At 53.9% G+C, this 20,613-nt stretch carries 14 protein-coding genes; 11 read left to right on the forward strand and 3 right to left on the reverse strand.

Features of this window, described 5'->3' with window-relative positions; genetic code table 11:
- Window positions 1-413: 413 nt before the first annotated feature.
- From HS105_06595 to HS105_06605, 3 genes are all read right to left on the reverse strand, one after another.
- Window positions 414-1,373 (reverse strand): hypothetical protein, encoded by a 960-nt coding sequence (locus HS105_06595; GenBank protein ID MBE7516259.1) that lies wholly within the window; start codon window positions 1,371-1,373, stop codon window positions 414-416.
- 85 nt (window positions 1,374-1,458) lie between these two features.
- Window positions 1,459-2,310, reverse strand: a complete 852-nt coding sequence (locus tag HS105_06600; GenBank protein MBE7516260.1) for a hypothetical protein — start codon at window positions 2,308-2,310, stop codon at window positions 1,459-1,461.
- 22 nt (window positions 2,311-2,332) lie between these two features.
- Entirely contained in the window at window positions 2,333-3,115 is a 783-nt protein-coding gene (locus tag HS105_06605) for a PspA/IM30 family protein (GenBank protein ID MBE7516261.1), read from the reverse strand.
- A 244-nt stretch (window positions 3,116-3,359) separates the two neighbouring features.
- Between HS105_06605 and HS105_06610 the strand changes: the two genes are divergently transcribed.
- The 11 genes from HS105_06610 (at window position 3,360) to secF (ending at window position 20,545) form a co-directional block, all read left to right on the forward strand.
- A complete protein-coding gene (locus HS105_06610) occupies window positions 3,360-9,617 on the forward strand; it encodes a hypothetical protein (GenBank protein ID MBE7516262.1) in 6,258 nt (2,085 codons plus the stop codon).
- A gap of 44 nt (window positions 9,618-9,661) precedes the next feature.
- On the forward strand, window positions 9,662-10,294 hold the full coding sequence (locus tag HS105_06615) for a hypothetical protein (protein MBE7516263.1): 633 nt from the start codon (window positions 9,662-9,664) through the stop codon (window positions 10,292-10,294).
- Window positions 10,291-11,277: a KpsF/GutQ family sugar-phosphate isomerase gene (locus HS105_06620; GenBank protein MBE7516264.1), complete on the forward strand. Its 987-nt coding sequence runs from the start codon at window positions 10,291-10,293 to the stop codon at window positions 11,275-11,277. The genes HS105_06615 and HS105_06620 overlap by 4 nt, the downstream gene beginning before the upstream one ends.
- Before the next feature lie 87 nt (window positions 11,278-11,364).
- Window positions 11,365-12,066 (forward strand): hypothetical protein, encoded by a 702-nt coding sequence (locus HS105_06625; GenBank protein ID MBE7516265.1) that lies wholly within the window; start codon window positions 11,365-11,367, stop codon window positions 12,064-12,066.
- Window positions 12,067-12,225: 159 nt separating this feature from the next.
- A complete protein-coding gene (locus HS105_06630) occupies window positions 12,226-13,230 on the forward strand; it encodes a hypothetical protein (GenBank protein MBE7516266.1) in 1,005 nt (334 codons plus the stop codon).
- 114 nt (window positions 13,231-13,344) lie between these two features.
- Window positions 13,345-14,697: a ribosome biogenesis GTPase Der gene (der, locus tag HS105_06635; GenBank protein ID MBE7516267.1), complete on the forward strand. Its 1,353-nt coding sequence runs from the start codon at window positions 13,345-13,347 to the stop codon at window positions 14,695-14,697.
- A 21-nt stretch (window positions 14,698-14,718) separates the two neighbouring features.
- Window positions 14,719-16,197 carry a redoxin domain-containing protein gene (locus HS105_06640; GenBank protein MBE7516268.1) on the forward strand — a complete coding sequence of 493 codons (1,479 nt, stop codon included), beginning with the start codon at window positions 14,719-14,721 and terminating at the stop codon, window positions 16,195-16,197.
- A complete protein-coding gene (gene tgt / locus HS105_06645; protein MBE7516269.1) occupies window positions 16,194-17,375 on the forward strand; it encodes a tRNA guanosine(34) transglycosylase Tgt in 1,182 nt (393 codons plus the stop codon). Before HS105_06640 ends, tgt begins: the two co-directional genes overlap by 4 nt.
- 55 nt (window positions 17,376-17,430) lie before the next feature.
- On the forward strand, window positions 17,431-17,730 hold the full coding sequence (gene yajC, locus HS105_06650) for a preprotein translocase subunit YajC (protein MBE7516270.1): 300 nt from the start codon (window positions 17,431-17,433) through the stop codon (window positions 17,728-17,730).
- A gap of 27 nt (window positions 17,731-17,757) precedes the next feature.
- Window positions 17,758-19,434, forward strand: a complete 1,677-nt coding sequence (gene secD, locus HS105_06655; GenBank protein ID MBE7516271.1) for a protein translocase subunit SecD — start codon at window positions 17,758-17,760, stop codon at window positions 19,432-19,434.
- A 28-nt stretch (window positions 19,435-19,462) separates the two neighbouring features.
- Window positions 19,463-20,545 carry a protein translocase subunit SecF gene (secF, locus tag HS105_06660; protein MBE7516272.1) on the forward strand — a complete coding sequence of 361 codons (1,083 nt, stop codon included), beginning with the start codon at window positions 19,463-19,465 and terminating at the stop codon, window positions 20,543-20,545.
- The last annotated feature ends 68 nt before the right edge of the window (window positions 20,546-20,613 follow it).

Consider the following 20,613-nt stretch of genomic DNA (forward strand, 5'->3'; position numbering starts at 1 on the left):
GCTTCAACCGAGTGAAAATTCCATTCAACCGAGTGAAAATTCCATTCAACCGAGTGAAAATTCCATTCAACCGAGTGAAAATTCCATTCAACCGAGTGAATATTCCATTCAACCGAATGGATATTCGCTTCAACCGAGTGAAAATTCCATTCAACCGAGTGAAAATTCGCTTCAACCGAGTGAATATTCCATTCAACCGAGTGAAAATACGCTTCAACCGAGTGACAAAGTGCTTCAGCGGAGCGTAAATACGGCCCGGCGGAGTTAGAGAGCCGAAAAACGCCGATGCCATTCAAGTCCGCAGGACAAATTGTCGCAAGATCTCAGATACGACAGCCGGCGCACAAAGAAAAAAGGACGTTCTCACGTCCTTTTGTCAAATATCTCAAGCAAAACTGCCGCGGCCGCTTTTACTATTCCGCGGCAGCCGAATGTTCCGGCGGGTTTAGCATTGCAGACCAGCGGTATTCGGGCATGTCCCAGCCTTCTTTGAGCTTCTTGAGGATGAGATCGGTCATATTATCGACGATCCAACGATGATTGAATTCTCCGACCGAGGCAAGCTCGGCGTCGGGTGCGGGATTCATAAAGTCGATCGCGTAAGGAATGCCGTCCTTGATCGCGAATTCGACCGTGTTGAGGTCATAACCGAGTACACGGCAGATCGTCTTGACGTCATTTTCGACGCGGGCGTGCAGCTCCGGCGACAGATAATCGTCAGTATTGTGGTACTGCTCGCCGGATAGGTAGGGCTTTGACGGATCGTACGGCATTATCAGCACCTTTTCCTTGCCGACGCAGTAGCAGCGGACGAACTGATCGTATTCGATGCCTTCCTGCAGAGTCATACAGAGCGTGCCCGAGTCGTTGAACTCTTCGAAAAGCTGTTCGAGCGACGAGATCTTTGAAACATTCTTCCAGCCGCCGCCGTCGTGGGGTTTGAGGAACGCCGGAAAGCCGACATAATCGACGATCTCCTGCCACTTGATAGGGAATTCAAGGTTCCGGAGCGATTCTGACGTGATGTCTTTTATGTAGCTGTGCTGCGGCAGGAGTACCGTCTTCGGAATGGCAACGCCGACCTTTGCGGCGAGCGAAAAATTGAAGAACTTATCATCTGCCGACCACCAGAAAGGGTTATTGATGATATAGGTTCCTTCGAGGGCCATACGCTTTAGCATCGCCCGGTAATACGGCACTTCGTGCGATATGCGGTCGATGATCACGTCGTAGCGCTTCGGCTCGTCGAGCCTGACGCCGCCCACGGTGATCATCTCGGCGGTAACCTCGCCGCCGCCTTTTTCATTTATGCTTTTGATAATAGATTCAGGGAATGTAACCTCACGCCCCGCTAAAATTCCGACTTTTTTCATAAAAAATTAAATTGCACGCCCTGTGAAAAGATCAGAGATGCGTGAAACCAAATATTTTAGAACAAGCAGGACGAGTGAGCAAGGTTCAGCTCTTTGCTCCGGGGAGAAGTTCAAGATTGCCGACCTGCCGGTTGTAGGTGTCAAGTGCCCCGAACTCTTCGGCGGTCGCGTCAAGCATTTGCTTTGTCATGGCGATCGAGTCCGAAAGCTGTTCAAAGTCGGGCAGGCTGAACTTTTCGGGCGTCGTAATGGTAACGATCTCGTCATTGAGGTAGTTGAAGAAGTTCTCGATCGATTGAAGCTGGCCTTCGACCAGCTTTACGCTGCGTTCGATCTCGTCAAAGGAGGCGATTCGTCGCTTCAATATCTCGACATTCGTCTGCTGAATGCGTTTTGTCTTCTCGTCGGTCGCGGCTTCCATCGCACGAAAAGCCTGTGAAAGCTGATTGTGCACCGATTGCCGGTTTATCGATTTGAGATGCTGTTTGCGGCGGCGGTAAACGTCGAGAAGATCGACAAAATCCTCCCAACGCTGGTCAAGTGCCTGCAGATTGGACGGCAGTGTCGCCGCACCCGTGAACTTCTTGTAATTCTCCTGAATTCGCGACTTCAGCCAGCGAAGGTACTCGACCGATTGGCGCTCGCGCTCGCTGAATGTCGAGATCAGCCTTTCGCGGTCGGCGTTGTGCGCGGCAAGAAGCCTGTCCTGATGGCGTTTCAGCACATAACGCCGGTATGAAGGAAGATTCGGCACGACCACAAGATAGACAGCCTCGCAAACAAGGCCGATCAGCAGCGGAATGACGCTCCACGTCAATCCTGCAGCAACAAAAAAGCCCGCGAGGCCCCAGAGATTGAACAGTTCCGTCGCAGCTTCTTTCGCATAGCTTTTGTTAAAACGTTCTATGCTCTGACCGTACTTTTGTATATCAGCCATACGTGCTTAGGCAGCGGCCCGCTTACGATCCGGAATTTGCCTGCCCGCTTTCATCCGCGGCCGGAACGTCGTGGACCTCGGCATCCGCCGCATCGCCGCCGGCCTCTATCTGTTTCGCCTCCGAAGTGCCTGTGCCAAGCATCCCCATTTGCTGCTTGTACTCCAGCAGCTTATCTTGAAGTTGGATGTCCATAGCCTCGCGTTCGATATCCGCCATCTGGTTATCGACCGAGCTTGCACCGAGTTGGAGTTTCGCTTCGGCTGCCGCGACGCGCCGGTCGATCTTTTCGCGCATCTCGTTGAATGTCGATGCATCATCGCCGATGTTAAAGGCTTCCATCGTCTGTGCAAGCTGCTCTTGAAGCTTCGCCTGCTTGGCCGCGCTGATAAGCTGCATCGCCTCAGCCGTGCGCTTCTTCATATTCAGCACGTAATTGTCGCGTGCCTTCAGTGCCTGCTGCGAAGCGGTCGCAGCATTTTCGGTTTGTATCTCGGTCCGTGCAAGATCGTGCCCGACCTGCTGAAGCTGCCCGATATATGCGGTCGCGATGTCGTCACGCCCCATTTTTACCGCCGCCTTGATCTTTGAGTCAAGCTCGACCTTCTGCGCGGCGAGGTTCTCCTTCTGCTTTGTGAGAAGGCGTTCCGTCGCCATCACTTGCGCTACCGCGTTGTTAAGCTCGGGGACACGATCGCGCATATCGCGGATCGTCTGCTGGAGTACCAGTTCCGGATTTTCGATCTTATCGAGAGCCGCACCGGTGCTTGCTCGGAAGACCCTTGTTATTCTCTGCCACAATCCCATCTCTTTAACTTGCTCCTGAATACAGATGTTGGTACAACTTTCCTGCCAAACGCCTTACGACAGAATAATATGCAAAGTTGCAAATTCCGGAATAGTATAACAGCAAAACCGCGATTTATCGCTACGTTCAGCACCGAAATTTGCAAGATGCCGCATAAGGATCCGTTCAGTATGCGGGCACATAGCGTATCGCACGCCGTTTTGCTGCATCAAAGATGGAAAGCTGCGACCTTGAGGAACCATAATGAGAAAATTTACGGCTTGGACCCTGTTGGTGTCGATCTACATTGGTACGTTTGCACAATTGAGCATTCCGGTAACCGCGCAGGTCGTGAACCGTTCAATGGATGAGAAGATGAAAAATGTCCCCAAAGGATTGACCTTTCGGCTTAGTGAAGGCGTCGAAGGCGCCGAAAAACGCGAGCCGCGAACGGCCGCCGCGACGGAGCCGCTTTCGGACACCGAGACGGGCACGATACTTAAACGCCTTCCCGCGATCAAGGCCGACGCCGACGACGAAACAGACTTCGCAAAGCGTGCAGGCACACTTCCGGCGCCAAAGAAAGGCGAGAAACTTCCGGTAACATTCCCGGCGGACGAGAGCCGAACGCCGGCAAACGTCGATCTCTCCGGAAAGACGCTTGAGGTGCTGCGTTATTCGCCGAACGGCGAGGTCGATCTTGCGCCTGACCTCAGCGTAACCTTTTCACAGCCGATGGTCGCTGTCGGTTCGCAGTCCGACGCGGCGAAGTTCGCACCCGTCGAGTTCGCGCCGCAGGTCGAGGGCCAATGGCGTTGGCTCGGCACGCGGACGCTGATGTTCGATACAACGAAACGCTTTCCGATGGCCACGGAATTCACCGCGCGTGTCCCTGCCGGTACGCGTTCGGCGAACGGCCCTGTCTTGGATAAGGACGTAATTTGGAAATTCACGACGCCGGCGCCAAAGCTTTTGCAGCAGGTTCCTTCCGGCGATCAAACAAAACGTGATGCGGTCATCTTCGCATCGTTCGATCAAGCCATCGACCCTGCCGCCGTTTTGGCAAAAACGTCCGTCTCCGCCGGCGGCAAGCGTTTACAGGCACGGCTTGCTACGCAGGAGGAGGTCAATGCCGATCCGAGTATCTCGTACTACGCAAGACAGGCTGAGCCCGGCCGCTGGCTTGCTTTTAGGGCGATAACTCCTGACGGCTCGACCGCGAACGCCCTTCCCGCCAGCAGCACCGTCACAGTCACGTTCGACAAGGGTATGCCCTCCGCCGAAGGCCCGCTAACCACGACCGCCGCACGATCGTTCACGTTCAAAACCTACGGGCAATTCAAGTTTACCGAGGGCTACTGCGGCTATTCGAAGACGGACGGCGAATGTACGCCGTCAACCGACTGGTACATTGTCTTCACGAACACCATCGACCCGTCAAAATTCACCAAAGACCTTGTAAAGATCGAGCCCGCGATAGAAGACGTCAAGATCGAGCCTTACGGGAACCGCATCCGCATAAGCGGTTATAAGAAGGGCCGCACGACGTATAAGGTTACGGTCGATCCGTCTCTGACCGATCAATTCGGCCAGCAGCTCGGAACTTCGGCGGTTGCTTCCATCAAGGTCGGAAGCGAATCACCGCATCTTTTTGCTGACGGTAAGGACTTTACCGTGCTTGATCCGTTCGTAAAACCGACCTACTCGATCTATTCGATCAATCATGGTGCGGTCAAGGTTCGGCTCTATGCTGTCGAGCCGACCGATTGGGGACAGTTCCAACAGTACCTGCGTTACCTCAATTATGATGAGGGAAAGAGGCCCGCGATCCCGGGCCGCATGGTGCTCGATACCACGCTTAATATTCGTCAGGAGCCTGATGTGATGGTAGAGACGCCGATAGACATCTCGAAAGCACTAAAGAATGGCCTCGGCAATGTGATAGTCGATATCGAAACCGTAACCAAGCCGTCGAAGTACGAGCGTTCGCATATTTTTAAATGGCTCCAGTCAACGCAGATTGGGCTTGACGCGTTTGTCGATAACGAAGAGCTTGTAGGTTTTGCAAGCGACCTAAAGACCGGTAAACCGTTGTCGGACGTCGAAATGTCCATTTATCCGAACGGTGCGGGTGTCGCTGATGCTAAGAGCGACGAGCAAGGACCGGGTGTGCTCGCGAGCATTTGGGATTGGCTTACAAGCAGCGGGCCCTCGTCGGATACCACTTTAACGGATGCGGACGGGAACGCAGTAGCTGTCGATCCCATCGAATCGGCACAAACGGAACGGACAGGCGCTAACGGTGTTCTCCGACTGAAACTCGGTGATCGTATAACGGATAAAGGCCCCGATCTGCTCATCGCAAAACGCGGAAATGATGTTGCGTTCCTTCCGTCAAACGCCGATAACTATTGGGTCGACAGCCCGATATGGTATCGCCGTACGTCGACGGATACCAAGCGTTGGTTCGTTTTTGACGATCGTAACATCTATCGGCCGAAAGAAGAGGTCTCGGTCAAAGGCTATATCCGCGTCTTGGGAGGCGGAAAGTTCGGCGATATAGCGGCATTACCGACAAAAGAAAGATATTCTTGGTCAGCCAAAGACGCACGAGGCAATGAATTTGCAAAAGGTTCTGCAGAAACGAATGCTTTCGGAGCCTTCGATCTCAAATTCTCCATACCCGACAACGTGAACCTCGGCTATGCCCAAATTGATCTGACATTGGCCGACGCCACATCGTCTCAATATTCACATCAGTTCCAGATACAGGAGTTCAGGCGGCCCGAGTTCGAGGTTTCGACAAAGGTCGAGTCCGAAGCGCCGTTCATTATCGGCGATAGTGTACTGGTCTCTGCCGAAGCTAAATACTACGCGGGCGGCGGGCTTGCCGGTGCCGATACAGAATGGACCGTTGTAGCATCTGCGACCAACTACACTCCGCCGAACCGCGATGATTTCACATTCGGTACGTGGGTGCCTTGGTGGCGCGACTTTTCGAGAGGAACGCCTTCACGGACGGTGACGTTTGACGGTAAGACGGACGCGAGCGGAAAGCACCTTCTCAAGATCGATCTGCAGTCAGTAAATCCGCCGCGGCCGTACACGATAACAGCTTGGGCGGCCGTTCAGGACGTGAACCGCCAAACGTGGGCAAGTAACACGTCCCTGCTCGTACATCCTTCGGAACTCTATATCGGTATGAGAACTCCGCGGACATTCGTTCAAAAGGGCGAGCAGGTCGAGGTCGAATCGATAGTTACAGATATCGACGGAAAGTTGGTGCCGGGGCGTAATGCTGAAATAAAGGCCGTCCTGAAGGATTGGGTCTTTGAAAAGGGATCGTGGGAAGAAAAGATCGTTGATGAGCAGACGTGCAGCTTCAATTCGTCGGCTCAACAGGACGCCGCCGGAGGTCCGAAGGGGGCAAAGTGCAGCATTACCGCAAAACGCGGCGGCACCTATACGATAACCGCGACCGTAATGGATGATCGCGAGCGTTTCAACCAAAGCGAGATAACCGTCTGGGTTCCCGGCGGGCAATCACCACCCGAGCGCACACTCGAAAAGGAAGACGTCCAGATCATTCCGGCAAAGAAAGATCATAGCCCGGGAGATGTTGCAGAGTTCCTTGTCATAGCGCCGTTCTCGCCTGCGGAAGGCATCCTGACGCTTCGCCGCGACGGGCTTGTAAAGGCCGAGCGTTTTACGATGACAGGCTCGTCGATCACGCTCAAGGTGCCGATCGAGGAACGCTATCTGCCGAATATTCACGTACAGGTCGATCTTGTCGGTTCCGCACCGCGAGCTGATGGGGGCGAGGGCAAAGCGAAGGCAATACCGCGCCCCGCGTTCGCATCGGGCGACATCGACATCAAGGTCTCGACCGCAAGCCGGAAGCTAACCGTTTCCGCCGAACCTGCGGAAAAAACGCTTGCTCCGGGCGGCAAGACAAAGATCGATATTGCCGTAAAGGACTTTCGAGGCGAACCCGCAGCCGATACCGAAGTTGCCGTCGTCGCGGTAGATGAGAGCGTGCTTGCTTTGACGGGCTACACGATCTCAGATCCGATGTCAACGTTCTATACAGAACGTTCGGACGGTGTTTCCGACCGGCATCTGCGTGAGAATGTCGTGTTGGCACAGATCGAGGGAGGGATCGGATTTGGTTCAGGCGTGGGCATAGGAAGTGGAATTTCCTCGTCTAAAATGGCCGTGCCTGCGCCGATGGCCGCTCGGCGTATGAACGAATCCGGCCTGATGATGGAAATGAGCGCCGACGCGCAAAGCGACGGAGGCGATGCGATCAGGCTCCGGTCGAATTTTGACGCGCTTGCTCTTTGGTCGCCATCGGTCAGAACTGATGCGAATGGCCATGCTGCCGTCGAGGTCAAGCTGCCGGACAATCTGACACGCTATCGCATCACCGCAGTTGCGGTTGATACCGGAAAGCGTTTTGGCAAGGCCGAATCGACCATAACGGCACGCCAGCCGCTGATGGTTCGCCCGTCGGCGCCGCGATTCCTGAACTTCGGCGACAAGGCCGAATTACCGGTAGTTGTTCAGAATCAAACCGATCACGATATGGCTGTTGATGTTGCCGTTCGAGCGACGAATGCGGCCGTTGCAGGCCCCGGAGCTGCGGCGGGCGACGCGAATTTTGCCGGCAAGCGTGTTTTGGTGAAGGCAAATGACCGCGAAGAGGTGCGTTTCCCCGTCTTGACGGCAAAGGCAGGCACGGCAAGGTTCCAAATAGCGGTTACAAGCGGCAAATATTCCGACGCCGCCGAGATATCGCTGCCCGTTTGGACGCCTGCAACAAGCGAGGCATTCGCTACATACGGCACGACCGACAAGAACGGAGCCATTGTTCAGCCGGTCCAGGCACCGAATGATGTCTTTCCGCAGTTCGGCGGTCTTGAGGTTACGACCTCATCGACGCAGCTTCAAGAGTTGACCGACGCATTCATTTACCTTACGAGATACCCGTTCGACTGCTCGGAGCAGATCGCTTCGCGGATGATCTCGATAGCCGCTATGCGCGATGTGCTTACGGCATTCAAGGCGAAAGAAATGCCGACGGCGGCTGATCTTGATGATTTTTACAAACGCGACATCGAAACACTTCAGGCGCGCCAGCGAAGCAACGGAAGCTTCGGGCTTTGGAAACGTGACGGTGAACGCTATAAATATCCGTTCCTGACGATCCATGTTGCACATGCTTTGGCACTTGCGAAGGCAAAAGGCCAAAAGGTGCCGGACGGCATGATCGATAAGGCAAAACCGTATCTGAAGGACGTCGAGAAGCACTTTGACGATTGGTATAAGAATGCACCTGAGGCACGTTGGACGATATCGGCGTACGCGCTTTATGTCCGCGCTGCCCTTGGCGATAAGGATGTTGCAAAGGCAAAAAGTCTGCTTGCCGAAGCAGGCATCGAAAAGATGCCCTTTGAAGCCCTCGGATGGGTACTCTCGGTGATCGCCGACGATCCCGGCTCAAAAGCAGAAAAAACCGCTATTCTGCAGTTCCTCAACAACCGTACGACCGAAACGGCTGCGACCGCGAACTTCGTTACGGATTACCGCGACGGAGCTTGGCTTATCATGGCCTCGAACCGCCGTGCGGACGGTGTGCTGCTTGAGGCTATGATAAAGGCCGATCCGCAGAACGACCTGATACCGAAGCTCGTTCGCGGCCTGCTGGATCATCGCACCAAAGGTGCTTGGAGCAACACACAGGAGAATGTCTTTATCCTGCTGGCTCTCGATAGGTATTTCAACGCATTCGAAAAGGTTACGCCGGACTTTGTCTCGCGTATCTGGCTCGGTAAGACCTACGCGGGCGAGCAGATATTCAAGGGGCGTTCCGCTGATTCGAATGAGCTGACGATACCGATGTCGTACCTTGCTGAAAACGGCGGCAGATCGGATCTGATCATCGACAAGCAGGGAGCCGGCCGCCTTTATTACCGTATCGGGATGAAGTACGCGCCGAAAGATCTTAGGCTGCGGCCGGCGGACTACGGATTCACGGTACTGCGGCAATATGAGCCTGTCGATGATAAGGACGACGTGAAGCAGAATGCCGACGGCTCGTGGACATTTCGAGCGGGAGCACGGGTTCGCGTACGGCTCACGATGGTTGCTGCGGCGCGGCGTTATCACGTAGCTCTGGTCGATCCGCTGCCTGCGGGGCTTGAGATACTCAATCCGGGACTTGCCGTTACCGAAGCGATCCCTGGAGATAAGCAGGGAAATACCGGCGTTATTACGTACGGCAGCCGCTCTTACGGTTACGGATCGTGGTGGTGGCGTCAATATTGGTTCGATCATCAGAACTTCCGCGATGAGCGTGCCGAGGCGTTCGCGTCACTCCTTTGGGAAGGCGTTTATACCTACACATACGTTGCAAGGGCGACAACGCCGGGCGACTTTATTGTGCCGCCGGCGAAGGCTGAGGAAATGTACCATCCGGAAACATTCGGCCGTACGGGTACCGATATCGTTAAGGTCGAATGAATCTTTGCGTTTGAAAATTTCGGGATGCCGTTGATAATCAAAGAATGAAGGGTTGGCACATTGGAATAATTCTCAGCGGGATCGCGATATTGTCTGCGTGCGGCTCGGCTTCGTCCGACAGGACGGAGCCGGCCAACAGCGCCGCGAACGCTGAAATGCCGAGAACCGTCAGCAACGCGAACGTCGAGGTTGCGTCAGGTGCGGCCAAAGCTGAAAATACTTCGGTCTGTCGTCCGGTTTCGATGCCGGGCAAGGTTTACGTCGCAGATCAATCGTTCCCGTTCAACGCGGATCCATTTACTTCTTCGTGCTTTGTAACCTTTGCAAATAAAGAGGATATGGTTGATGCAAAGGATGTGCCGCGAGGCTCGACATTTCATATTTACAAAGACGGCAAGAAGATCTATGACCTGCCCGACGCCTTCGCCGGAGTATCTGCATGTTGGGTCGAGGCGTTAAGTTTCAAGGACCTGAACGGCGACGGAAAGACGGACGTTATCATGGCCGGCCGCTGTCTCGGAGCACGCGATTCTTATCCGACGAATGCAGTTTATATCAACAACGGCACCGGATTTTCTACCGACGAAGCTGCAAATTCTAAGCTTGATGGCCTTCAAACGATCGCGGCGATCGAGAACTTTATTAAGAAGGATCCGGGAGATTTCTTTACACGATGAGCAACGCTGAGGCCGTGCGAGCCGACAGATATGAGAAATTCCGTGAATGTTTGCGTGTAGAGCAGGCGGCGATCGAGCGCGCGTCCGAGCGTATCGATGCGGCCGCGGTCGAGCGTGCGGTCGATCTGTTGGCAAAATGCCGTGGGAAGGTAATTGTGACCGGCGTTGGCAAATCGGGGGTTATCGCCGAAAAGATCGCTCAAACTATGACAAGCACCGGTTCATCGGCGGTGTTCCTTCATCCTTCGGATGCAATTCACGGCGGGCTAGGCATCGTTGGGGCGGAAGACATAGTAATAGCACTAAGCAACTCCGGCGAAACGGACGAGCTGTTAGCGATGTTGCCGTCATTGACCTCACGCAAGCTCCCGGTAATTGCGATACTCGGCAATATACACTCTTCGGTCGCCGCGGCTTCGGCAGTTGTACTCGATGCGTCAGTAGATAAGGAAGCGTGTCCGCTTAATTTAGCTCCGACTGCGTCAACAACTACTGCATTGGCGGTCGGCGATGCACTTGCAATGGCCGTCATGGACGCAAAAGGCCTTACGGCAGAGGACTTTGCAGCAAATCACCCTGCCGGCCGCCTCGGCAGAAGGCTGACGCTGCATGTCGGCGACCTGATGCACACGGGTGCGGACGTCGCACCTGACGCAAGCTGGATCGAGGTTGTGCGCGCTATCTCAGATCATTCGCTCGGTGCGGTCAATGTTGTCGGGGAAGACGGCGCTCTTCTGGGCCTCGTGACCGATGGCGACCTTCGACGGACCATTGAGCGGACTGACGCAACTCAGCTTGAACATACCACCGCACGTTCGATGATGACCGCCGATCCGATAGCAACGTCGCCCGATGCAATGGCGTACGATGCACTTAGGCTTATGGAAGACAGGCCGTCGCAGATATCAGTTCTGCCCGTCGTGGAGGATGGGCGCTGTGTCGGGCTGCTGCGGCTCCACGATGTCGTAAAAAGCGGTCTGTAAGGCATTTCACTTACCAACCTTCGTTAGGCTGTTTACGTCAAACATCAGGCTCGAGTACATAGAAGGAATGAACAGCCGCAACCGCCTATGTTGATCAGAACATCAGTTATTTCACTTGTGATAATTTTGACGGCCGCACTCACGGCATCAGCCCAGCGGACGGAGCTGAGTTTGACGATCAATGAGCAATTCTTCGACGCGTTGCTGGACACGACGTTCAATAATTACGATCCGCCTGCTTTTCCTATCGGCCTCTATTCAGTGCCTGCTAACGAGGGACGAGCGTTCGCCTTTTCAAGTTTGTGGGGCGTTGGGAACTCCGGCCCTTCGACAGAGACGTTTTGCGATAGCTCTATCAAGATCCTTCGTGAGACGAACGGCGTTCGCACAGCGGTGCGGTTCCGAGAAGGTAAGACATACGTGCCGCTCGCATTCACAGGCTCGTATGCGGCTCCGCTGATAGGGTGCGTGGAATTCAGCGGTACCGCGGAGTCAGTCGTTGACCTTGAATATCAGGCCGCGTCCAGGCGGTTGATCGGGAACGTCCGTGTCCTAAGTGTCGATCTCAACGGAACACGCGGCATCGGCGGCACTCTTGTGGCCAAGCTGATTCAAGGCTCTATCGACAGGAAATTCAATCCGGTCGAGATACTCACGCTCGATAAGCTCTCATTCGGACTTCCGATACCGAATACCGGCAAGATCGATCTTTTTGCGACCGGCGTGCGGCCTGAGATAATCAACGGATCAATGATAGTTCATATAGATTACGAGTTTCGTAAAGGATAAAGCGCATTTCGTATGGCTGACAGACGATAACGTGCGTTAATGCCTCCAATTCTTCAATAATTCACTGAAAGATCACTGTTTTTGCCTGTGGTACGCCCATTGCTGAGATGAGGCGTGAGGAGTGTTTTTTACCACGTTCAGGGGTGATCGAGAATTTTTATGAAAATAAGATCCGGTAAGGAAATTGCGGTGTCGGCAATAGCCGCCGCAACGATCGCAATCTCATCGGTCGGCATTGCGAGTGCTCAATTTGACCGGAGCAGAGACCGTTCACAGGAAGGCTCCCGTGTCGGTGCACAGCAGAACCGTCCTGATCAGAGAGATCAATGGCGCAGGCAGCAACAAGCGGAACGGCAGAACCGGCAACAGCAACAGATCCGGCAGAGTCAACAAGACCAATGGCGGCAACAGCAGCAAGGCGAACGGCAGAGCCGGCAACAGCAACAGATCCGGCAGAGTCAACAAGATCAGTGGCGCAGGCAGCAGCAAGATGCAGATCGGGCGGCGAAAGTTCGGCAGCCCGGCACGGTTACATCGCCTATAGTTCGCGATGTCCCGACGCGATCACAGCCGACGCGTTACCAAACCATCGACCGCTCGACGCAGGAACGGCTAAATCAGCAGCGTTACCGTCAATATAACGATCGTTGGAATAATTGGCAGCAGATGGAAAAGCAGCGTTATCAGCAGCTTCAGACACAGCGGAGGATGGCATATCTGCGGTATCAGCAGCGATATTGGGAACAGATCCGCCGCGATCAGTTGCGGCTCCGGCAAATGCAGTATCAGTATTACAACAACCTCTACGATAATTATCGATACTCGCGCTCCGGCCGCTACTATTATACAAGCTCGTACGGAGCACAAATGCTGCGGTCCGCTCTGAATAACGGCTATCAAGAAGGCTATTACGCCGGGCGTGCGGACAGGGAAGACGGTTGGAGATACAATTACCAGTCTTCGTACGGCTATATGGACGGATCGTACGGCTATGATAATTATTTTGTTCCGCTGGACGAGTACAGCTACTATTTCCGCGAAGGCTTTCGCCGAGGTTATGAGGACGGCTATTACAGCCGTTACAGCTACGGCAGATATAACAACGGAAAATATGCGCTGCTCGGCACATTGATCGGTGCTATTCTCGATCTCGTCGCTAACTAAGAGTTTGTGGAAGTGGAAATGCAGCCTGCCTCGGCCGGAATGGGCCGGGGCATTTTTATTTCGGTGCTTTTCACAAAGTGCTGCGGCCCTTGCTAAAATCAAGCCCGAACTCAAATGGCTTCACCTCTTGTTGCAATTATCGGACGGCCGAACGTCGGCAAATCCACCCTGTTCAATAAACTCACCGGCTCGCGAAAGGCGATCGTCGGCGATGAGCCGGGTATCACGCGCGATCGAATGTTCGGTGAGGTCGAGTGGGGCGGTTCTGTATTCCGCCTCGTAGATACGGGAGGGATCGTTCCTGATGACGATGCGGTAATTCCCGCAAATATCTTCAAGCAGGCATCTGCGGCTATTGATGAAGCGTCGATCATAGTTTGGGTCGTCGATTCGCGCGCCGGCGTTACGCCTCTGGACGAAGAACTCTTTGTTTTGCTCCGAAATACAGGCAAACCTGTTGTGGTCGCCGCAAATAAGGCTGAATCGCGTAAGGTCGAGAATGAAGCGGGCGAGTTCTACCGTTTCGGTTTCGATCTGATGCCGATCTCCGCTGAGCACGGCACAGGTGTCGGCGATCTTCTCGATCTGATATGCGGAAACCTCGATCTCAGCGAGATTCAGGAACTGCCGAGGTCGGAGCGGATAAAACTGGCGATCGTAGGCCGTCCGAATGTCGGCAAGTCATCGCTGCTGAATAAACTATTGGGCGAGGAGCGCGTTATTGTCTCGCCCATCGCGGGCACGACGCGTGACTCAATTGACACCGAGTTGAGTTCGGACGCCAATGACTTTCTGCTCATCGATACGGCCGGTATTCGGCGGAAGGGCAAGACGACTGAAATGGCGGAGAAGCTTTCCGTCATAATGGCGAAAAAATCGCTCGAACGTGCAGACGTTGCGATCATTGTTATCGACGCGGTCGAAGGCGTAACCCATCTTGACGCTACGATCGCAGGCTATGCGGTTGATTCGGGCTGCTCGGTCATTATCGCAGTAAATAAATGGGACGCTCTTGAAGAGAAAGGGACGAACACGATCTACGAGGTCGAGCGACAGTTGCGGGAGGCCATGAAGTTCCTCGATTGGGCCCCGATCGTAACCATCTCGGCCTTGACCGGGCAGCGAGTTTCTAGGATCCTTCCGCTTGTTGCCGAGGCCTACGAGGCGAGTGGGCGGCGAATACAAACCTCGCAGCTTAACAGATTCTTTGAGAATGCGGTTCTTCAGCCGAAAGGCGGCACTGCACCGGCGCCCGTCAAGGGAGGGTTTTCTCGTTTGAAGGTGCAATTTATCACGCAAGCCGGAGTACGGCCTCCGCTGTTCATTTTGTTCACGTCCGGAGGTAAAGCAGGCCTTCATTTCTCGTATTTGCGCTATATTGAGAATCAGCTCCGCAGTGAATTTGGCTTTTTTGCGACGCCGATACGCTTGGTCGAGCGGCATAAGGAAAAGCGCAGTGCGAATTGAACCACATACTTCTATATCAAGATGGAACTGACGTTACTGATATGCAGACTCTTTCTGGCCGTGATGTTCACTGTCGCGGCTTTTGCCAAACTGCGTGATCGCGACGGCACTATCAAGGCAGCAAACGCATTCGGAGTGCCGCCGGCCGTTGCGCCTTTGTTTGCGGTACTGTTGCCGTTGATCGAACTCACAGTTGCCGCGTTGCTGCTATTTGCAGCGGTTTCTTGGTTCGGCGCGGTTGCGGCGATAATTTTGCTGGGTACGTTTTCGGTCGCAATTTCGATACAGCTTGCCAAGGGCAATGCTGCGGACTGCCATTGTTTCGGACAGTGGTCGGGTCAAAAGATCACGAAGTGGACCTTACTTCGCAATATTTTGTTTCTGGTACCCGCTATTGTATTAGCTTTAAGCGGCACACAGCGACAAGGCATTGAGGTCACCGAGATCGACAGAAGCGGCATTATCATTATCATAGGGCTGTGCAGTACATTGTTTCTCGGCATCGCGCTGTCGATGCTTCAAAAGGTATTTGCAAAGCAGCAGGAGCTTCTCGAACGGTTCGATCTGCTTGAGCTTTCGCTTCCGCAAAGCGTTGAAAGAACAGACGCCGGAAGCCCGCAGGACGGGCTGCCTATCGGTGCCGTGCTGCCGGAATTTGAACTTACGACGGCAGACGAAGATCTGCTGTTATCAACCGCGCTTGCAAAAGAAGGACGCGGAGCGTTGCTTTTCTTTGTCAGCCCGAATTGTGGTCCGTGCAGGGCCTTGATACCGAAGATCGAGGATTGGGCATTCGACCTCGCCGCAAAGGTGGACACTTACCTGATCAGTTCCGGAACGGCAGCAGAGAACCGTTCGAAATTCGGGCTGGTCGAGGAATGTACACTTCTGCGGCAGAATGGACGAGAGTTCGCCGACGCCGTGAGTGCAAAATGGACCCCGTCCGCAATGTTCGTCAATGATCACGGCGTTGTTGCAAGTCGCGTTGCAGCGGGCGATGAAGCTATAACGGCTCTTGTCGAGAGTATTCAGGCGGCGGATGTTCGTGCTAAATACGCCCATTTTACACTTGCGAACGGTAACAACAAGGATATTAATCGAATAACGGTAGGAGATCTGATCCCTGCGTTCGAGACGACGGCGATGAACGGCGAGGCCGTCAGTTCCGAGCAGTTCAGAGGCCGGCCGACGCTTGTTACGTTCTGGAGTCCCGACTGTCCACACTGCAAGCAAATGGCGGCATCGTTAAGGGAATGGGATGCCGTGCGCGGACCTGAAGATCCGCAGCTCGTGGTGTTCTCTTCAGGTGAGGCGGAAAAGCACGAGGAACTCGGCATTCGCGCGCCCGTCGTCCTGGATGACAAATACAAGATCGCCGGTGAACTCGGAATGTTCGGAACTCCATCTGCGATCCTGATCGACGCGGAAGGCAGATTCGCATCCGAGATCGCAATTGGGGCACCATACATCTGGGCGCTGATCGGCCGAACAAAGAAATGACATCACCGATAGAATGGAACGTGATCGCGACCGACGGCCGTGCACGAGCGGGAATGCTGCGCACACGGCGCGGCAATATCGAGACGCCGGTGTTCATGCCCGTTGGGACGCAAGGAGCGATCAAAGGTGTGCGGTTCGAATGGCTCGAGAATGAATTTGACGCACGCATAATTCTGGGTAACACGTATCATCTGTTTCTGCGGCCTGGCGTTGATGTCATCAGAGAGTTCGGGGGCCTGCACGGGTTCAATACTTGGGAGCGGCCTATCCTTACGGATTCAGGAGGTTTTCAGGTCTTTTCGCTCACTCAGTTAAGAAAGTTGACCGAAGAAGGCGTAGAATTCCGATCGCACCTGGACGGAGGCCTTCGCTTTATTTCGCCCGAGGTTTCGATGGAGATCCAGGCGGTGCTGGGTTCCGAGATAGTGATGGCGTTCGATGAATGTCCGCCGGGCGATGCTGATAAAGCGGCGACAAAGAAAAGCCTCGATCTTACGATGCGTTGGGCGAAGCGTTCGAAAGATCGCTTCGGCGAATTACAGGCAGCCGGCGACGATCTTGGCAGAAAGGAAACCGAAGGGCTTTCCGGCGATCAGGCCCTTTTTGGGATCGTGCAAGGTGCGGGACATCTGGATCTCAGGAGCGAGAGTTTAGAACGCATCGTCGAAATCGGATTTGACGGCTACGCCATCGGCGGGTTGAGCGTCGGCGAAGAAAAGGATGTGATGTACGGCGTCCTCGATCACATAGGCCACCAAATGCCCGCAGGCCGCCCGCGTTATCTTATGGGCGTCGGCACTCCTGAGGATCTTGTCGAGGCGGTCGGATGCGGCATTGATATGTTCGACTGCGTCATCCCGACGCGAAACGGTCGTACCGGCAGCGCCTTTACATCACGCGGCAAGATCAACATACGTAACGCAAAATTCATCTCGGATAAAGGCCCGATAGACGAGGAGTGCGTTTGTTCAGTTTGCAAAAGATATTCGCTTGGCTATATCCGACACCTATACCAAGCTGGCGAAATGAATGCCCGAACGATGATCTCGCATCACAATATCGCATTCTTTTTCCAGACGATGCGGCTCGCACGCGAGGCGATCCGCGAGTCTCGCTTTTTTGCGTTCAAGAAGGAATTTCTTTCTAAGATCGGCGAATTCGTTGAGCCGAGCGTTTGATAATGCAAACGCTAATGTATATCATTGCATTTTTGTCTTTCTAGGGCGGTCAATCATGGTTGAATTTGTTCTTTTCTTTCAGGAAGCGTCGGGCGGAGGTTTTCCGTATTCGATGATCTTTATGATGCTGGCGATCTTCGGCATCTTTTACTTTCTTGTGATCATGCCGCAGAAGAAGCAGAAGCAGCAGCTTCAGCAGATGATCGAGCAGCTCAAGATCAACGACGAGATCGTCACGAACGGCGGCGTTATCGGTAAGATCAAAGAGATCAAAGAAACGAGCTTTGTTATTCAAAGTGCCGAAAAGTCCTTTATTGAGATCGGAAAGAACGCGGTCGTTGGCCGCAGGCCGTAGAGAAATTTAAGTCGAGAGTACCAGTAGATGAATAGGAAGGGTTTGTGGATAAGAACGGGCGTGATCTTAGCGGTCGCTCTTATTGGGATCTACATAGTTTTTGGCCCCAGGCATAAGCCGACGGCCGCGGACTTTACGTGGGAGGGCATTAAGACGAATCTTGGCTCGAACATCAACCTCGGGCTTGATCTGAAGGGTGGCTCGCATCTCGTAATGCGTGTGCGCACGGATGAGTATCTGAAGGCATTGACCGAAAATAACCTTCAAGCTGCCCTTACTATTCTTCAGGACAATAATGTCGGCGTCGCATCGAGCAGCCAGAATACAACGAACGGAAGCTACAGCCTCAGTATCACTCTTGCTGACGGTGCCAACACGACAGGCGCCATTGATGAGATAAAGAAGAAGGTCGATCTTGCCCAGTGGACCGAAAGCACAAGCGGCAACACTATTTCGTGGTCATTGCCTACGCAAGTGCAGAACGTGCTGCAGAGCCAGGCGGTCGATCAGGCGCTGAAGATCATTGACAGCCGCATCAACGCATTCGGCGTCAAAGAACCGACCCTTCAGCGGATAGGAAGCGGCTCGCAGATATTGCTTCAGATGCCCGGCGTTGAGGATCCCGAACGTGTAAAGAATCTTATCGGCGCTGATTCGAACCTCGCTTTAATGAAGATCGTCAGTGCCGCAAACCCTTCGCCTGTAACTACTTATAACACGCAGGAGGAGGCTGTTCGTTCGCTTGGAGGTACCGTGCCGCCAAACCGAAAGGTCCTTCCGTTTCTCGACCGCGATGAATCGGCAACTACCGATCCGTCGCAGCCGAAGCCGCCTCCAAAATTCGTCGTGGTCGAGTATCCGCCGGTCATCGACGGCAGCGAATTGCGTGATGCCGCGGCCGTATCGCGTACGGGCGGGCAGGGCGACTATCAGATATCGTTCTCGTTCAAGCCTGCGGGAGCACAGAAGTTCGGTGAGTGGACAGGCAAGAACATTAACAACTATATGGCCGTCGTCCTCAATGATGAGGTCAAATCTGCGGCATTCATCAAATCACAGATCTTTGACAGCGGCGAGATCTCGGGCCGATTCACTAAGACCTCAGCGGAAGATCTTGCATTGACGCTGAAATCAGGGGCTCTGCCTGCCAAGCTTGACTATCAGGAAGAGCGTACGGTCGGCCCAAGCCTCGGTGCGGATTCTATCAGGTCGGGTGTCGAGGCATCGCTCGGCGGCCTCGCGTTCGTGATCTTGTTCATGCTGTTCTATTATCGCGGGTCGGGCATTAACGCGGTCGTAGCTCTCGTACTCAATATGGTGTTGACGATCGCGGCTTTGGTGCTGATCAAGTCCACCTTGACACTTCCGGGTATTGCCGGACTTATTCTTGGCATCGGCATGGCCGTGGACTCGAACGTGCTCATCTTGGAGCGTATCAGAGAGGAGCTGCGTTTGGGCCTGAGCGTTGCGGAATCGATATCCATCGGATTCAAATTGGCGTTCGTTACGATCATCGATACACACCTTACCACGATCATTTCTGCGATCTTGCTGTATATGTACGGTTCGGGGTCGATACGCGGTTTCGCGGTTACGCTGACGCTCGGCTTGCTCATCAATCTTTTCACAGCGGTCTTTGTGTCGCGGACGATATTTGATTGGGAGTTGAGCCTGAAACCGGGTATGAAGGAGCTTAGCATCTAGGATCTGACGATCAGTAGTTTTACGAACAATGTTCAATTTATTTCAAAATATTCATATTGACTGGCTCGGCAAAAGGAAGATATTCATCTCCGTTTCTATCCTTGTCATGCTGATCGGGCTTGTTTCCGCTATCGGGCGTGAAATGGCTCCGGGCGGCACGGATGCCTTCAATCTCGGTGTCGATTTCAAGGGCGGAACGCTTATTACCGTTAAATTTCGTCAGCGGCCGTCGGACAGCGAGTTGCGCGCGGCGCTCGACGCAGCGGGTGTAAGCGATCCTGTCATTCAATCGACTAATAAGGCGGACGAAGCCCTCATCAAGATACCGCTGATCGAAGAAGCCAACGCCGGAACAGAGGGCGACCAGAATGAGAAGGAGCAGGTTCAGGCGGGCCGAATGGCTGTCAAGGGAGCACTGGATACGTTCGGTAAAGGTGCTGAGGGAGATGCGACGCTCGATTCGGATGCTGACGCGTCATACAAGATCCTCGGAACTGATTCGGTTGGTGCGATCGCGGGTTCGCAGCTGCGTAATCAGGCCGTTGCGGCGACACTGCTCGGTATGGTCGGTATCTTGCTTTTTATTGCGTTCCGATATGACTGGACGTATGCTGCCGGTGCGGTCCTTGCGGTATTTCACGATGTGATCGTCGTACTCGCGTTCTTCTCATTATTCCAATGGGAAGTGAACCTTACGGTCATTGCCGCGATCCTGACCATCGTTGGATTCTCGGTCAACGACTCTATCGTTATCTTTGACCGCGTACGTGAGAATATTCCGCTGCGTCGGAATGAGACCCTGTTCGAGATAACAAATGATTCGATCAATCAAACGCTGTCCCGAACGGTTATAACGTCTGGTCTTGTGGTGCTTTCGGTCCTGGCGCTCGTGCTGTTCGGCGGTGAGGTCCTCAGGAGTTTTTCTCTTGCTTTGCTTGTCGGCGTGATCTTCGGAACCTATTCAAGCATCGCCATTGCAAGCCCCATTTCGATATGGTGGCAGACTAAGATCGGTGCTTCGTTGGCAAGTGCGGTGCTCGCGCCGAAGTCGGGCGAGAAGATGGCATCAGCTTCGCGACGGTCGGTTACCCGGCGGCCTGTAACGCGGTAGCTCCGGACTCTGGCTTCAGCAAATGTAAAGAGTTGTAAAGAGTTTGGTTTTAAGCGGGTTTTCGACGC

Origin of the sequence: Chloracidobacterium sp. (assembly GCA_015075585.1) — a bacterium.
Taxonomy (GTDB): domain Bacteria; phylum Acidobacteriota; class Blastocatellia; order Pyrinomonadales; family Pyrinomonadaceae; genus OLB17.

Coding starts and splice junctions, on each gene's coding strand:
- HS105_06595 (MBE7516259.1), bottom strand. CDS start 1,373: ATGAAAAAAGTCGGAATTTTAGCGGGGCGTGAGGTTACATTCCCTGAA.
- HS105_06600 (MBE7516260.1), bottom strand. CDS start 2,310: ATGGCTGATATACAAAAGTACGGTCAGAGCATAGAACGTTTTAACAAA.
- HS105_06605 (MBE7516261.1), bottom strand. CDS start 3,115: ATGGGATTGTGGCAGAGAATAACAAGGGTCTTCCGAGCAAGCACCGGT.
- HS105_06610 (MBE7516262.1), top strand. CDS start 3,360: ATGAGAAAATTTACGGCTTGGACCCTGTTGGTGTCGATCTACATTGGT.
- HS105_06615 (MBE7516263.1), top strand. CDS start 9,662: ATGAAGGGTTGGCACATTGGAATAATTCTCAGCGGGATCGCGATATTG.
- HS105_06620 (MBE7516264.1), top strand. CDS start 10,291: ATGAGCAACGCTGAGGCCGTGCGAGCCGACAGATATGAGAAATTCCGT.
- HS105_06625 (MBE7516265.1), top strand. CDS start 11,365: ATGTTGATCAGAACATCAGTTATTTCACTTGTGATAATTTTGACGGCC.
- HS105_06630 (MBE7516266.1), top strand. CDS start 12,226: ATGAAAATAAGATCCGGTAAGGAAATTGCGGTGTCGGCAATAGCCGCC.
- der (MBE7516267.1), top strand. CDS start 13,345: ATGGCTTCACCTCTTGTTGCAATTATCGGACGGCCGAACGTCGGCAAA.
- HS105_06640 (MBE7516268.1), top strand. CDS start 14,719: ATGGAACTGACGTTACTGATATGCAGACTCTTTCTGGCCGTGATGTTC.
- tgt (MBE7516269.1), top strand. CDS start 16,194: ATGACATCACCGATAGAATGGAACGTGATCGCGACCGACGGCCGTGCA.
- yajC (MBE7516270.1), top strand. CDS start 17,431: ATGGTTGAATTTGTTCTTTTCTTTCAGGAAGCGTCGGGCGGAGGTTTT.
- secD (MBE7516271.1), top strand. CDS start 17,758: ATGAATAGGAAGGGTTTGTGGATAAGAACGGGCGTGATCTTAGCGGTC.
- secF (MBE7516272.1), top strand. CDS start 19,463: ATGTTCAATTTATTTCAAAATATTCATATTGACTGGCTCGGCAAAAGG.